Annotated in this window: 11 protein-coding genes; 6 read left to right on the top strand and 5 right to left on the bottom strand. The window is 54.2% G+C overall.

The window, feature by feature from the left end:
- Positions 1 to 37 precede the first annotated feature (37 nt).
- From ACRY08_RS03770 to ACRY08_RS03750, 5 genes are all read left to right on the top strand, one after another.
- Entirely contained in the window at positions 38 to 1,036 is a 999-nt protein-coding gene (locus ACRY08_RS03770; RefSeq protein WP_432448514.1) for an Hsp33 family molecular chaperone HslO, read from the top strand.
- Complete coding sequence (locus tag ACRY08_RS03765; protein WP_432448513.1) at positions 1,008 to 1,622, top strand: CoA pyrophosphatase; 615 nt, start codon at positions 1,008 to 1,010, stop codon at positions 1,620 to 1,622. The genes ACRY08_RS03770 and ACRY08_RS03765 overlap by 29 nt, the downstream gene beginning before the upstream one ends.
- A gap of 20 nt (positions 1,623 to 1,642) precedes the next feature.
- Entirely contained in the window at positions 1,643 to 2,764 is a 1,122-nt protein-coding gene (locus ACRY08_RS03760) for a CCA tRNA nucleotidyltransferase (protein WP_432448512.1), read from the top strand.
- The gene (locus tag ACRY08_RS03755; RefSeq protein WP_432448511.1) at positions 2,761 to 3,984 is read left to right on the top strand and encodes a class I SAM-dependent RNA methyltransferase; all 1,224 of its coding nucleotides are present in this window, start codon (positions 2,761 to 2,763) and stop codon (positions 3,982 to 3,984) included. Before ACRY08_RS03760 ends, ACRY08_RS03755 begins: the two co-directional genes overlap by 4 nt.
- Positions 3,985 to 4,084: 100 nt before the next feature.
- A complete protein-coding gene (locus ACRY08_RS03750; protein WP_432448841.1) occupies positions 4,085 to 4,579 on the top strand; it encodes a L,D-transpeptidase family protein in 495 nt (164 codons plus the stop codon).
- Between the two features lie 41 nt (positions 4,580 to 4,620).
- Here the strand turns inward: ACRY08_RS03750 and ACRY08_RS03745 are convergent, their stop codons facing one another.
- Positions 4,621 to 5,133 carry a CAP domain-containing protein gene (locus ACRY08_RS03745; RefSeq protein ID WP_432448510.1) on the bottom strand — a complete coding sequence of 171 codons (513 nt, stop codon included), beginning with the start codon at positions 5,131 to 5,133 and terminating at the stop codon, positions 4,621 to 4,623.
- Between the two features lie 165 nt (positions 5,134 to 5,298).
- On the opposite strand from ACRY08_RS03745, the gene ACRY08_RS03740 reads away from it, so the two are divergent.
- On the top strand, positions 5,299 to 5,901 hold the full coding sequence (locus ACRY08_RS03740) for a L,D-transpeptidase (RefSeq protein ID WP_432448509.1): 603 nt from the start codon (positions 5,299 to 5,301) through the stop codon (positions 5,899 to 5,901).
- A gap of 65 nt (positions 5,902 to 5,966) precedes the next feature.
- Here ACRY08_RS03740 and trxA read toward each other — a convergent pair whose 3' ends face one another.
- Genes trxA through ACRY08_RS03720 form a run of 4 tightly spaced genes read right to left on the bottom strand, consistent with a single transcriptional unit; the run spans position 5,967 to position 13,294 of the window.
- Entirely contained in the window at positions 5,967 to 6,287 is a 321-nt protein-coding gene (gene trxA / locus ACRY08_RS03735; protein WP_432448508.1) for a thioredoxin, read from the bottom strand.
- A 35-nt stretch (positions 6,288 to 6,322) separates the two neighbouring features.
- The gene (addA, locus tag ACRY08_RS03730; RefSeq protein WP_432448507.1) at positions 6,323 to 9,691 is read right to left on the bottom strand and encodes a double-strand break repair helicase AddA; all 3,369 of its coding nucleotides are present in this window, start codon (positions 9,689 to 9,691) and stop codon (positions 6,323 to 6,325) included.
- Positions 9,688 to 12,633 (bottom strand): double-strand break repair protein AddB, encoded by a 2,946-nt coding sequence (gene addB, locus ACRY08_RS03725; RefSeq protein ID WP_432448506.1) that lies wholly within the window; start codon positions 12,631 to 12,633, stop codon positions 9,688 to 9,690. The genes addA and addB overlap by 4 nt, the downstream gene beginning before the upstream one ends.
- Positions 12,626 to 13,294, bottom strand: coding sequence for a nucleotidyltransferase family protein (locus tag ACRY08_RS03720; protein WP_432448505.1), 669 nt, complete (start codon positions 13,292 to 13,294; stop codon positions 12,626 to 12,628). Before ACRY08_RS03720 ends, addB begins: the two co-directional genes overlap by 8 nt.
- Positions 13,295 to 13,300: the final 6 nt, after the last annotated feature.

Here is a 13,300-nt window from a genome sequence, read left to right as displayed (position 1 = left end):
ACGCGGTATGCCAATCTAACGGCCAATAGGAAACCCCATGACACTCGGAAACAAGATCGCCTGGGATGATACGATCCTCCCGTTTCAACTGGACAGAAGCGATGTGCGCGGACGCTTCGCGCGCCTTGATGGCGTGCTGGATCAGATCCTGTCTCAGCATGACTATCCTGCGCAGATCGAGGCGCTAGTCGCTGAAGCGGCGATCCTGACTGCGATGATCGGCCAGGCAATCAAACTGCGTTGGAAACTGTCCCTGCAAATCAGAGGCGATGGTGGCGCAAGGTTGATCGCAACGGATTACTATGCCCCCGGCTCGGATGCCGAACCCGCAATGATCCGGGCCTATGCCAGCTATGACGAAGAAAAACTTGCCGCCGGTGGTGCTGGGCTGGATTTGATCGGAAAAGGGTTCTTTGCCGTTTTGATCGATCAGGGTGATGGCAAAGCACCATATACCGGAATGACGCCTATCGCCGGGACCTCTCTGGCTGATTGTGCTCAAGCCTATTTCGCGCAATCTGAACAGCTGCCCACCCGTTTCCATCTGACATTTGGAAAGTCGATTTGGGGTGAAGGAGAGGATGGCTGGCGTGCCGGAGCGGTCATGTTGCAGCATATGCCAAAAGCTTCGCCGCATGTCAGCATTGACGAAGGCACAGATGAAGATGGGCTTTTGACAGCGTCAGATTTGGTCAGCGGAGATGACGAGGAAAACTGGAACCGGGCGAATATCTTGCTGGATTCAGTTGAGGAGATGGAGCTGGTTGGGCCCTCCGTGACGCCCACGGACCTGCTATACAGACTGTTTCACGAAGAAGGCCCGCGCGTGTTTGACGCGCAACCTGTTCGTTTTGGCTGCACTTGTTCTGAAGACCGTGTGAGAGAAAGCCTTTCCATTTATTCGGCTAAGGATTTGGCGCATATGACCACCGAGGACGGGCGCGTGACGGCGGATTGCCAGTTTTGTGGCGCGCATTACGACCTTGATCCAATGACGGTGGGAAAGGATGCAAAGGGCGGCTCGGGTGACGTCTGACTTGGATAATATCCGCATGGCTCTTGCCCGGCCTGGCCCGGCCAGTTCTGATTTCGATCTACATCCGGATATAAAATTATCGCCGGACCGCCAATTGCGGCCAGCGGCGGTGCTTGTCCCCCTGTTTTATCACGAGTCTGAGTTGAGCGTTATCCTGACCAAACGGTCCTCTGCGCTTAAACATCACCCCGGCCAGATCGCTTTTCCGGGCGGCAAGCGCGACGATGCCGATGCGTCGATCGAAGCCGCTGCCCTGCGTGAAGCGCATGAAGAAATCGGACTTCAGGCAGCCAGTGTTGAAGTTCTTGGGAACTTACCGCCACATGAAACGGTAACGGGCTTCTTGGTCACGCCGGTTGTTGCGTTCATCTCAGACACATTTACGCCAACTCCGGAGCCGGGGGAAGTTGAAGAGGTGTTCTCGGTTCCGCTCAAACACGTCACTGATCTTGCTCAATACCGCCAACAAGGCCGGATTTGGCAGGGCAGAATGCGCAACTATGAAACGGTTCCATTTGGCCCCTATTATATTTGGGGTGCCACGGCTCGCATGCTGCGGGGTTTTGCTGAATTGTTGGAAACATGACACGTATCACATCAACCTGGTTGGCGGATGAGCGCCTTCAGCGGATTTTTGATCTGTTGCTCCAGAAAGGGCATCAGGCCTTTTTGGTTGGTGGATGTGTACGAAATGCGCTGTTGGGGGTCGAAGTCTCTGATCTGGACATGACCACAGATGCAACACCTCAGCGCGTGATGGATTTGGCAAAAAAGGCGGGTTTAAAGGTTGTGCCAACTGGATTTGAGCATGGCACAGTGACCGTGATTTGCGACCATCTTCCGGTCGAGATCACGACCTTTCGCCGTGACGTCGAAACGGATGGCAGGCGGGCTGTTGTGGCATTTTCAACTACGGTTGAAGACGATGCGCATCGGCGTGATTTTACAATGAACGCTCTCTATGCGGATCGTTCCGGGGTCGTGCATGATCCAGTAAATGGCTTGAAGGATTTGGCCGCACGTCGGGTGCGGTTCATCGATGATGCGCAGACGCGCATCCGGGAAGACTATCTTCGCAGCCTGCGGTTTTTCCGGTTCCATGCGTGGTTCGGTGATGCGTATGCAGGAATTGACCCGGACGGGCTGGCAGCCTGTGCGGCAAATTTGGCAGGATTAGAGACGCTTTCGGCGGAGCGGATTGGTGCAGAAATGCTGAAGCTTATGAAAGCGCCCGACCCGGCGCCGGCATTGGCAGCGATGGAGGCGTCAGGGGTTCTAAACTGCCTTCTGCCGGGAGCGGATGCGTCCAAGTTGGGCTTATTGGTACATCTGGAAGCCGGGATATCTGCTGATCCATTGCGCCGCTTGGCGTTGTTGGGCGGGGACGAAACAGCAAGGCGTTTGCGCCTGTCTCGCAAGCAAGCAGCACGGTTGCTGGAATTGCGGGATGGTATTGGAACAGTCACGCCACCGTCAGAGCTTGCATATCGGCATGGATCTGAACTGGCACGGGACATCATACTATTGCGTGCCGCAGTGTTCGAAACACCTCTTCCTGCAGGATTAGAGTCGGATCTGGAGCGCGGAACGCGTGTGTGTTTCCCAGTTGAGGCCAAGGATCTGATGCCTGAATTTACCGGCGCGGAACTTGGAACAGAATTGAAGCGATTGGAGGCTGTCTGGATTGCTTCCGAATTTCAGTTGAGCAAAGAGGAACTGCTGACGTGACAGAGACGCTGTTTCATATCGAGCGATTGGGCCATCAAGGAGATGGTATTGCCCAAGGCCCCGTTTTTGCGCCGCGTTGTTTGCCGGGTGAGATCGTGACTGGGGATGTTGCCGATGGTCGGATCGCATCACCGCGTATCGTCACGCCATCAGCAGATCGCATCAAGGCGCCATGTGCGCACTACAATGCCTGCGGGGGGTGTTCGTTGCAGCATGCTTCGGATGATTTCGTTGCCAATTGGAAAAATGAAGTTGTTGGTTTGGCCCTATCAGCGCGCGGAATAAGTGCAGATTTGGCTGAAACAGAGACATCTCCTGCCCTCTCGCGGCGGCGAGCGACGCTTTCAGCACGTCGGGGAAAAAAGGGCCCGATTGTTGGATTTCATGGGCGCGCATCCGGTTCGATCAGTGGCATCGATAACTGTAAATTACTTGTTCCTGAAATTCTTGACGGGTGTAAGGCCGTTGGCGCTTTGGCAATGGCAGGCGCTTCTCGCAAAGCAGAGATTTCGGCAACGTTGACGCTATCTGCAAATGGTCTGGATGTAGCTGTGACGGGGGGCAAGCCCCTTGATCGCACGCTCGAAGCCACGCTCGCTCAGCTTTTGCATGAATATGGGCTTGCACGGCTCAGTTGGGATGGCGAAGTGATCGCGATGGCCCGTGCGCCTTTCCAGGTTTTCGGTGCGGCGAAGGTAACGCCCCCGCCTGGAGCGTTTTTGCAAGCTACCAAGGAAGGCGAAGCCTCTCTGTTGGCGGTTGTAAAAGAAGGGCTGCGCGATGCGCGTCGGGTTGTAGATCTGTTTGCGGGATGTGGCACTTTTTCACTTCCCCTTGCCGAGAATGCCGAAGTTCACGCGGTCGAAGGTCAAGCAGACATGATGCAGGCGCTTGATGCAGGGTGGCGTCATACATCAGGCCTGCGGATGGTGACCACTGAAACCCGCGATCTTTTCCGCGCGCCGCTTCTGCCTGATGAGTTTAAGGGCTTTGATGCCGCTGTGATTGATCCCCCGCGTGCAGGCGCTGAGGCTCAGATCGCTGAGCTTGCGAAATCGGGGATAAAGCGTATTGCGATGGTGTCCTGTAATCCGGTCACCTTTGCACGCGATGCTTCTGTTCTTGTTGGAGCGGGATATGAGATGGGGCCGGTTCACGTTGTTGATCAGTTTAGATGGTCCACACATGTCGAACAGGCCGCGATTTTCCGCCTGCCTTAGGAATTCCATTGCCGATCGGCGTCGCGGAGAATGGCTCTCTTGCCTTCCGCGGGCTGTGCACTACGATAACGCGCAAGAAACCATAAAGAGCGGATCAGTCATGAAACGAGTACTTGCAGCCTGTTTGGCGCTTTCTGTGGCCTTGCTGATGTCTTGTGGCCCTAAGCGGCATGAATATACAGGACCGGAAGTGACGCGGATTGTTGTCAACAAATCAGCGCGGAAGATGTACCTTTTGCACCATGCTGATGTTCTTAAGGCCTATGATATCGAACTTGGGTTCGCGCCTACCGGTGCAAAGCAATTCGAAGGCGACGGCCGCACGCCCGAAGGGCGCTATCTGATTGATCGGCGAAACCCCAGAAGCAAGTTTTATCTTTCGCTTGGAATATCCTACCCCAATCAGAATGATATTGATTTTGCGAAATCGCAGGGGCGAAAACCCGGCGGAGATATTTTTATCCACGGGGATCGTCGCAAGCAGGATCCCAACGGGCCAGACTGGACGGCTGGCTGTATTTCCGTGGACAATAAAGAAATGATCGAGATTTACACGATGGTTCGTGTGGGCACGATCATTGATATCAACCCCTGAGCAGCTGCGGCTGGGCAGGGGTTCTATCTCGCTTCGATCGCTTAGCTAGACGGAACCAATGTTCCCGCCCGTCCCATCTCAAGCACCCACCACAGTTTTCCGTTACGCTCCTGATGCCAAGAGAATCCCATGCTTGTTGCGCGAGGATCAAGGATGATGCGCCGGGTGTCTTCCTTGTCCATCCAGGCAGAAAGTGTTTGCAGCTCATCTTCGAAGGTTTCGGAAATGGTTTCGCCGATGAACATGCCGCGGAATCCAGCGCGATTTGAGCGATCGATGGGTGAAGACCCATCCGAGCCGAAATGCCACGGCCGGTTCTGCACCGACATATCGCGCGCATGCGTGGATGCTGCTGCGTTAAGCTTGCTATCCAGCTTAACAGGTCCCGCGCCTGAGGCCTGACGCAGTTCGTTTATGGAATCCAGCATGCGGTACTGAACCTTAGACGCTTTTGCGGCAGAGATGCGATAGACCTTCGAGCCTCCCTCGGTCCCCCCGGTCTGACAGGCGGTCAATGCAAGAGCTGTGGCAAGGGCAATTAAAATAGGGCGCATTGTGGTACTCACAAAAAGATTGTTTCCAAGTCTGTCTATAGAGAGAATGATCCAAGATCAAATAACGCACGCTTGATTTGGGCAATTTCACATGTGTTTGATTTGCGACTGATGCCAGTTCGCAATATAAGGCTAGAAAATATGAGTGATTTTATGGAGAAACCCATGTCGAAAAATACCAAGACCGTGCTTGGTCGGCGCGCATTTCTGAGCGGGTCTGTTGCGGCAGCAGGGACAATTGCAAGCCCGGCATTGGCTCAATTTGGCAATACCACCGAAGTCGAACGTGATCTGACCGAGGTGGTGAAGCGGAATATTTCAAGCTTTCGCTCTTTGGATTGGCGCCCCTATTTCAGCAACACCAAGAATGGTGCGATCCTTGTGGATATCAGCTCGCGCGTTTTGCATTATTGGTCTGAAGACCTCTCGATTTATCGCCTGTACCCATCGTCTGTCCCACTGTCAGAAGATCTGACGCGCCGCGGTCGCACCAGCGTAATTCGCAAGGTAGAAGGTCCGTCCTGGGCGCCGACCCCCGCGATGCGCAAGCGCAACCCGGAATGGCCTGCTTTTGTGGGGCCGGGGCCGGATAATCCGTTGGGCACTCACGCGCTTTATCTGGGTTGGACTTATTACCGAATCCACGGAACCCATGATACGCGCAAAATCGGGCGTCAGTCGTCGAATGGCTGCATCGGGCTTTACAATCAGCACATTCAGGAGCTTTTTGGATATGCGAAAAAGGGTACTCAGGTACTGTTGATCTGAACCTGATTGAGCACCAAAAAAAAACCCCACCAATCAGGTGGGGTTTTTTGTTTCTGAAGTGAGTATCAGACGCTTTCGTCGATCCAGGACTGCAGTGCAGCTTTCGGGGCAGCGCCAACCTTGTTTGAAATCACCTGACCATCTTTGAACATAAACAATGCAGGGATACCGCGTACACCCATCTGAGCGGGTGAATTCGGGTTTTCGTCTACATTGACCTTCACGATTTTGACCTTGCCTTCATACTCGGCCGAAAGCTCTTCCAGAGCCGGGCCAATCTGTTTGCACGGGCCACACCATTCAGCCCAAAAATCCACGATGACCGGGATATCGGAATTGCGGACCTCGGCGTCGAAAGTGGCGTCAGTGACAGCGACAGTTGCCATTTTGTGTTCTCCTGAAACTAGTGGTTGACGAGAACCTAGGTAGGCAGGTGAGAAGCGTCAAGGCGCGCAAAGGCCTGATCGACCAAAGCGTCGGGTAAATACATCAGATCGCGCGATGCGGTCCAGATGATCGCCGTTTCAATATCGTGTTGCGGATATAGTGGTTTGAGCATTGCACGATAGGCTCCCATCTGTCGTAAAATCCCTTCTGGGACATCATCAAGCTCACCCGGTACGCGGCGATTTGTCTTAAAGTCGACCACAAGAATGTGATCGTCCCGGATGATTATCCGATCAAGAATTCCATGCATGATCTGTTCATTGGGTTGGCCTAGCGGTGTGCTGACCTCCACCTCGGCCATGCTTTCTGGCCCAAAAACCCAGCTCAATTCCGGATCCTGGATTACTCCGGATGCTTCTCGAAGGGCTGATTTGAAATCTGAATGGGGCTCTGGGTTGTTGGCTTCCGCCAATTTCCCGGCGATTTTTACCCAGCTGCTTTCGGGGTGTTGTGGCAAATGTTCCAGCAGCTGATGGACAAAGGTTCCATGAGCCAAAGCTTCGGGGTTCCGATCCTCTTCGCCGCCACCTGTGACAGTTTTTTCACCACCAAGCTGAGATGGAGATGCCGGGCTGGGGGTCTGGGGCTGAAGAGGGTGGATGTCCGTTTCCCAAGTGTCATTTTCAGCTGAAATAGACTCTTTTTCTGGGGAGGGGCTATGAATGGCGCCGTCCCAACTCCCGTGTTCCAGCCGGTGACCCAGACCTGTCGGAAAGGCGTGCTTCACCGCAGGCCGCTGGCTCATCGCACGTTCGCATATGCGATACCACTCGGTGTCTTTTTCCCCGACTTCTCCGGCGGCGGCCAGGATTAGCCACTGTTCAGCGCGTGTCATGGCAACATAGAGAAGACGATTTCGTTCTTCGTTGTCGGCCTGCCGAAGGCTCAACAACGCGTCTTCGGATAGAGGATCTCGTTCATTGGAAGGAGGTGTCCAAACCGGGTATTGTCCATCCACGCACAGCACCTGCGGAGGGGTCGTAACCCTTTTCCGTGCAAGGTCTGGAAGATAGACGATGGGAGCTTCCAGGCCTTTGGCGCCATGAATTGTCATGACGCGGATCTGATCGCCCACCGTATCCATCTGTCGTTTAATTGTTATGTCATCAGCCTGAAGCCAGTTCAGAAACCCGGTAAGGCTGGGAACCTCCAATCGCTCGAACGCCATGGATTGAGACAGGAATGCATCAATCCCATCGGCGGCCTCCTGGCCAAGACGACCTAAGAACTTTCGGCGCCCTTGATGCCGGTTCAGGACGCGCTCGATCAACTCATAGGGACGCAGAAAATCGGAAACGTCTCGAAGATCACTCAGGACTGCAAGTTCCTGCTCATATCGTTCGCTTTGCTCCGACAGGGCGCGCCAAAGATATTTCCCCTTAGGGCGACCGTGCGACAGGCGAAACAACTGATCTTCGCTCCAACCAAATAACGGGGACTTGAGCGCACAGGCCAGCGACAGGTCATCTTCAGGCGTGGCAAGAAATGACAGAATTGCTGTCAGGTCTTTTACCGCAAGCTCAGCGCTGACTTTGAGCCGGTCTGCGCCGGATATCGGCAAGTTGCGTGTTTTGCAGGCGCGGATTATTTCATCAAAAAGCGTGGAGCGAGACCGCACGAGGATAAGAATATCTCCTGCAGTCACAGCTCTTCGATGACCTTCTTTGGCTTGAATAGTCTCTGTTTCTATGAGGTGCTGGATATCTTGCGCGATATGGTCGGCAAGCTGCACCACATGATTGCGCGGCGAGGGTCGATCGACGGGATCGCTCCAAAGGCGATCTTCGTCATCCGACACCTGCTCTACAGCGGGCCACAAATCAACACGACCGGGGAGCTGGTCAAAAAATGCGATGTGCTTGAATTCACCACCTAGCCCATCCCCTTCGTCCAGCGCGGAATCGACAAACTCCAGAATTGCGGCCGACGATCGAAATGAATGCTCAAGCGGCAAAACCGAAAGCGTTTTCCCCACATCCTTCAAACGAGAGGCAAAACTGTCGCGCATTTTTTCGAAGGCGGCAGGCTCAGCGCCCTGAAATGAGTAGATGGATTGCTTAGGGTCACCAACGACAAATATGGTCCGCTCCACGTCATCGCGCGCGCCAGATCCGCTGGTGAACTCACGCGCAAGATTATCAATGATGGCCCATTGCGCGGGGCTCGTATCCTGAGCTTCGTCCACAAGAATATGGTCAATTCCGCCATCAAGTCGGTACAGAACCCAAGATGCAATCGAGGGATCGGTCAGAAGGGATCTTGCTTTGGTGATCAGATCATCGAAATCCAAAAATCCTCGTCGAGCTTTTTCAGTTTCATAGAGCGCACAAAACCTATGAGAAAACGCATGCAGAGCAAGGTTCCTTTCAAGGTTTGAAAGCGCAATGCGCTGCCTGCGGGCCTGCTCAACACGTTCGAAGAGTGCATTCAACTGGGGCATAATTGCTTCGCAAACACCGGTTTGAAGCTTCTTCGTTGGAACTTTGCCGATTTTGGCCTCAAAAGGCGCTTTTTGAAGAAGGACAAATTTCTCAAGAGCCAACAGAAGCGCCATATTCGGATGCGTCAGAGAAACCTCCGCCAGAAGCTTTGCGTGTTTGACATCCATCGCGCTTCCTGTGGCGAGATGGCTTGCAAAGGCCTTGAGGGTATTCAGATCCCCTGGCTGAAAACAGGTCTCGAGCACATCTTCGATGCTGTCGGCAGAAGAAATCTGAAGTTTTTGCTTCAGTTCTTCCCTGGTCAGGGGCGTTATGAAAAGCTCGCGATGTTTTGTGATGTCGATCAGTAAGCCATCAATATCCCCGCCCCCGAGATAGCGGAAGATTTCTTGAACCAAAGCACTATCGCCAGAGGATTCGCACATACGTTCCAAGATGTTCTGCCGCATGGTTTTTGATGCGCGATCATCCATTTCAGTAAATTGCGGCGAGACACCCGCCTCCATTGGGAAGCGGCGCAACAAGCCGGCGCAATAGGCATGAATGGTTTGAATTTTCAGCCCGCCCGGCGTTTCAATAGCGCGTGCAAACAAACGCCGCGCTGAGGCCAGATCGCCTCCGGCCTGTTCTCCAAGTTTTTTTAGTTCGGAAGACAGTGTTGTGTCGTCCAGCATGGCCCAGCGGCCCAAAGTCTGAAACAGACGGTTCTGCATCTCGCTTGCGGCGGCTTTGGTGTAGGTCAGGCACAAGATGTTCTGCGGTGACACGCCTGATAAAAGAAGCCTTGCGACCCGATCGGTCAGAACGCGGGTCTTTCCGGATCCGGCATTTGCCGAAAGCCATGTAGAGGTGTCAGGTGTCGCGGCTTCGTTCTGTCGAAGCGTGGCGCTGTCGATGTTCACGTTCCGACCTCCATTGTTTCAGCATCTTCGCTGTCATCCCATTCACCGAAGCGGGCGAGCTGGTCGTAGTCCCCATCAAAGCGCTGTTTCTGAACGGCGCGCCGTGAGGTGTAGCCGCGTTCTGGGCTTGAATAGGCTCTGATCAGGCTGTGAAGCTCTTCACGGATGCTGCGTGTGATCTCTGGCGTTATTTCAGTGCGTTCAACAACGCCCTTACCAAGGCCCAGATAGCAAACTGAACGTATGTGGCGTGGTGCGATATCTTTAAATCCACCCGCTTCAGCGATGACAGCCTCCAACAGAAGTTGCTTATCGAAATGAAGTTGAGCCTTCTTGCTGGGAGGTTGCCCGGTTTTATAGTCATAGATGTCGAGCTGACCATCTGACAGCTGGTCAACACGGTCGGCGGTGGCATTCAGGGTGAAGCCAAGTTCGGGAATATGGAGCGTGCCTCTGATTTCCAGGGCAATCTCATCCGCCCGGGCCTGACGGTCTTTTTCACCGTCAATGAACCAATCGGCAATCTTATCGATCCTTGCCAGCCAAAGAAGCTCAACAGCACGCGATGGGGCCATATTGCCTAGGACGTCTTGCGCGATTGCAAGCAGGCGTGCGCGTTCACTTTCAAAATCTGCGCCGTCCACATATCCAGCTACAAATTTTTCAAACACCTCGTGGATTGCCGTACCCCGCAGTAATGGGTCGTCGGTTTGGCTGAGTGGGGCAAGTGCACGAAGCCCAAGAACTTTTTCAGCATAGATAGAGTATGGATCACGCACCAAACGCGTGATCGAAGTTGCGGAAAGCTGGCTGGGTCGTGTCGAGACCGGCGGTGCGGGCGAGGGTCTGGGTGATGCGGCTATCACGTCTTCCGGCTCGTCCAGCATGGATCCCCATACGAGCCATTTCTTGCCTCGCTCCCGCATTTCTTCGAGCGTTTCGATGCCCTCGTCAGACATGCCTGACATTAAATTGCACAGTCGGTTTAGCCAGCGCGAGGGAATGGTTTCGCTTTCATCATTTCGCTTGGCGCGCGTCAGAAATACCTCTTTTGTTGCGATGGCCTGCTGAAAATCGTGCGCAGACAGGCCTGTTCGGCGTTCGGGCAAAAGAAGCCCGGCGTCAAGGCGCAGCTGGCGGTTTAGCCAGGGATCGGGCGCTGGCATTTCGGGCCATGAGCCTTCATTTAACCCTGCAAGTATGACCCTGTCAGCACCCTGGACCCGCGCCTCCATGGTCCCCCAGATCATAATGCCAGGATGCGAAGATACCGTATCCCGAATGACTTCCTTATCAAAAACGGACCTAAAAAGATCGCGATATTCAGACGCAGCCATCTTTCCGCCGTGAGCGGCCTCTTGTTTCAGCTTGGAGACGATTTCACGTGCTTTCTCACCCGCGGTGTTCTGCCAAAGCTGGCTGGCTTCCTGTTTATTGACGCCTTGCGCGATACTCTCTGCAAGTTTCAGGTGATGAGCCAGCAGTGAGCTAAGATCATTTTCCCCTTTGAGCGTGGTGTCAAAGAAAGTGTTTATGATCCATTCTGCCCAGGCAATCCGATCTGGATCCTCTTCAAATTTCGCCGCCCAGTCCAAGAGCTTTTGCGGCGAAAGCGGACCATGATGTCCCCTTAGGACTTGCAGTTCAAGCTCGCGCGTTCTGCGCAAATGATCGCCGCGACCATTGGGTGCGCTGTGCGTTAAGGGATGTTTTAGAAGGGCAAGAAGCCCCTCATTTCCTGGGTCGCCGCACAGCAGGTCCAGCACCTGCCGCAAAAACCGACCGGGGGCAGAAAGAGACAGAGGGCGTCCCGCGCTGTCATCGGCGATCAGGTGCCATCGGTCCAGAATGGCGGATACCTGTCTGGTTAGGTTCCGATCCGGCGTAATCAGTGCGACGGGCACGCCATCCTGTAGAGATTTCTTGAGGATAACCGCGATTGCCTGCGCTTCCTCACGTGGAAGTCGCGCTTCAACGAGGGTCAGGCCCTTTCCTGCGGTCCGCACATCCACAAATTTTTTACCCTCAACCATCCACTGGTCTGTGATGGGTGCCGGGCAAAGGGCCAATGAAACAAGCGCGTTTCGACGCGCGTTCGCTGGTTTACTGTCAGGGTTCCATTGGGTGATATCATTTTGCGTCAACGAAAGGCTGCGGGCCAGCTTGGCAAAGCGGAACTGAGGATGGTCTTCGCCGGTCAAACTATCGTCCAGCCGCGACCATTGAGCTTCAGACATGTTTTCATCCACACCGGGAAGAATGACCGCACCCTGCGGCAATTTCGCGACGGCTTGCATCAGCAGAGCTGTCGCGCCACGCGACCCGGTTGATCCTGCAATGATGATCGGATGTTCAGGGGGCGATGCCGTCCAGTTCCTTATTTTTTCTTCAATTGATAGCCTTAGAAGGGTTTCGACATCAGGTTCTTCCTGTTCGCCAAAGTACCGATCGACCAGTGATACAAAGCTTAGGCTTCGCTCCCAGTGTGTGGACATATCGCCTACATCAAGGTTGCGAAGGGTTTCAGGCGTAACGCCTTCGCTGTGCATTTCATCCATGAGTTTTGCAAGACTGTCGGCAAGGTCAAATGCAGAGCTTTGCGGTGCAAGATCCGGTTCACGTGCCAATAAAGCGACAACCAGTTGGCGCAATTCAAGGCGACGGCGAAGCGGTGAAACGGGTGTCATCGCACCGGTGAGAGACACGTCAGACACCAGATCGCTGACCACGCGGATTTTTGGGAAAAAAGTTGGACCGCTTTGCAAGACCAGCTCGTGCAGTCGGGACTGCATCTTGCGTGTGTTTACGATCAACTCAACCCGCGAGAAGGCATGCGGTGGGTGTGATCTTAGCCGTGTTCTCAATCCCGCCAGAAGTGCTTTGGGAAAATCCACACCAAGGCCAACACCGAAAACGCGAGGGCGGTCGCTGGGTTCAAACATTCAATCGCTCCAGCATATCCTCAGCCAGTTTTATGCCTTCGGGATGACCCACATCACACCAGTTGCCGTCATGGCATATCCCAAATACGCCATCCTCTTGGATCATTTCATCCCATACGGGGTTCAGCGAAAACACTGTCTCTGGCCGGGTCGCGATCCGGTTCGTTTTGATGATTTGGCAGCCCGTGAAGGTCAAGCCAGGTCCGCGGGTCAGGCGCCCTGTCTCACTCATCAAAAAATCACCTTTCCCCTTGTGCCCGACGGCGTTCTGATTGGACACCAGCATCAACAGCGCTTCCATACGGTCGGGGTCCCATGCCTCCATGAGGCGTTTAATTGGGTTCGGTCCGGTCCAGACAGCATCAGAATTCAGCGTGATAACTGGGTCAGCCCCAAGAAGCGGAAGTGCGTGTTTTAGGCCTCCTCCGGTTTCCAGAAGTGCATCCGGCTCATTCGATATCTGCACATTCCGGCCGTTGAAATGTGAAGCAATCTGGTCTCCAAGATAGTGCGCGTTGACCACGGTATTTTGAATGCCTGCGTCGATGGTCAGGGCATGCGCATGGTCGATCAGGGGTTTTCCCGCAACCTCGATCAAAGGCTTTGGACGTGTCCGGGTCAGGTCCAGCATGCGGGTGCCGCGCCCGGCGGCGAAGATCATGGCGGA

Origin of the sequence: Aliiroseovarius marinus, from assembly GCF_050881025.1 — a bacterium.
GTDB classification, from domain to species: Bacteria; Pseudomonadota; Alphaproteobacteria; order Rhodobacterales; family Rhodobacteraceae; genus Aliiroseovarius; species Aliiroseovarius marinus_A.
This window is presented reverse-complemented; position numbering and strand designations above follow the sequence as displayed.

What these genes read in the sequence shown, in the direction of transcription:
- ACRY08_RS03750 (WP_432448841.1), top strand. Translation starts at nt 4,085, where the DNA reads ATGAAACGAGTACTTGCAGCCTGTTTGGCGCTTTCTGTGGCCTTGCTG.
- ACRY08_RS03770 (WP_432448514.1), top strand. Translation starts at nt 38, where the DNA reads ATGACACTCGGAAACAAGATCGCCTGGGATGATACGATCCTCCCGTTT.
- addB (WP_432448506.1), bottom strand. Translation starts at nt 12,633, where the DNA reads ATGTTTGAACCCAGCGACCGCCCTCGCGTTTTCGGTGTTGGCCTTGGT.
- ACRY08_RS03740 (WP_432448509.1), top strand. Translation starts at nt 5,299, where the DNA reads ATGTCGAAAAATACCAAGACCGTGCTTGGTCGGCGCGCATTTCTGAGC.
- ACRY08_RS03745 (WP_432448510.1), bottom strand. Translation starts at nt 5,133, where the DNA reads ATGCGCCCTATTTTAATTGCCCTTGCCACAGCTCTTGCATTGACCGCC.
- ACRY08_RS03765 (WP_432448513.1), top strand. Translation starts at nt 1,008, where the DNA reads ATGCAAAGGGCGGCTCGGGTGACGTCTGACTTGGATAATATCCGCATG.
- trxA (WP_432448508.1), bottom strand. Translation starts at nt 6,287, where the DNA reads ATGGCAACTGTCGCTGTCACTGACGCCACTTTCGACGCCGAGGTCCGC.
- ACRY08_RS03720 (WP_432448505.1), bottom strand. Translation starts at nt 13,294, where the DNA reads ATGATCTTCGCCGCCGGGCGCGGCACCCGCATGCTGGACCTGACCCGG.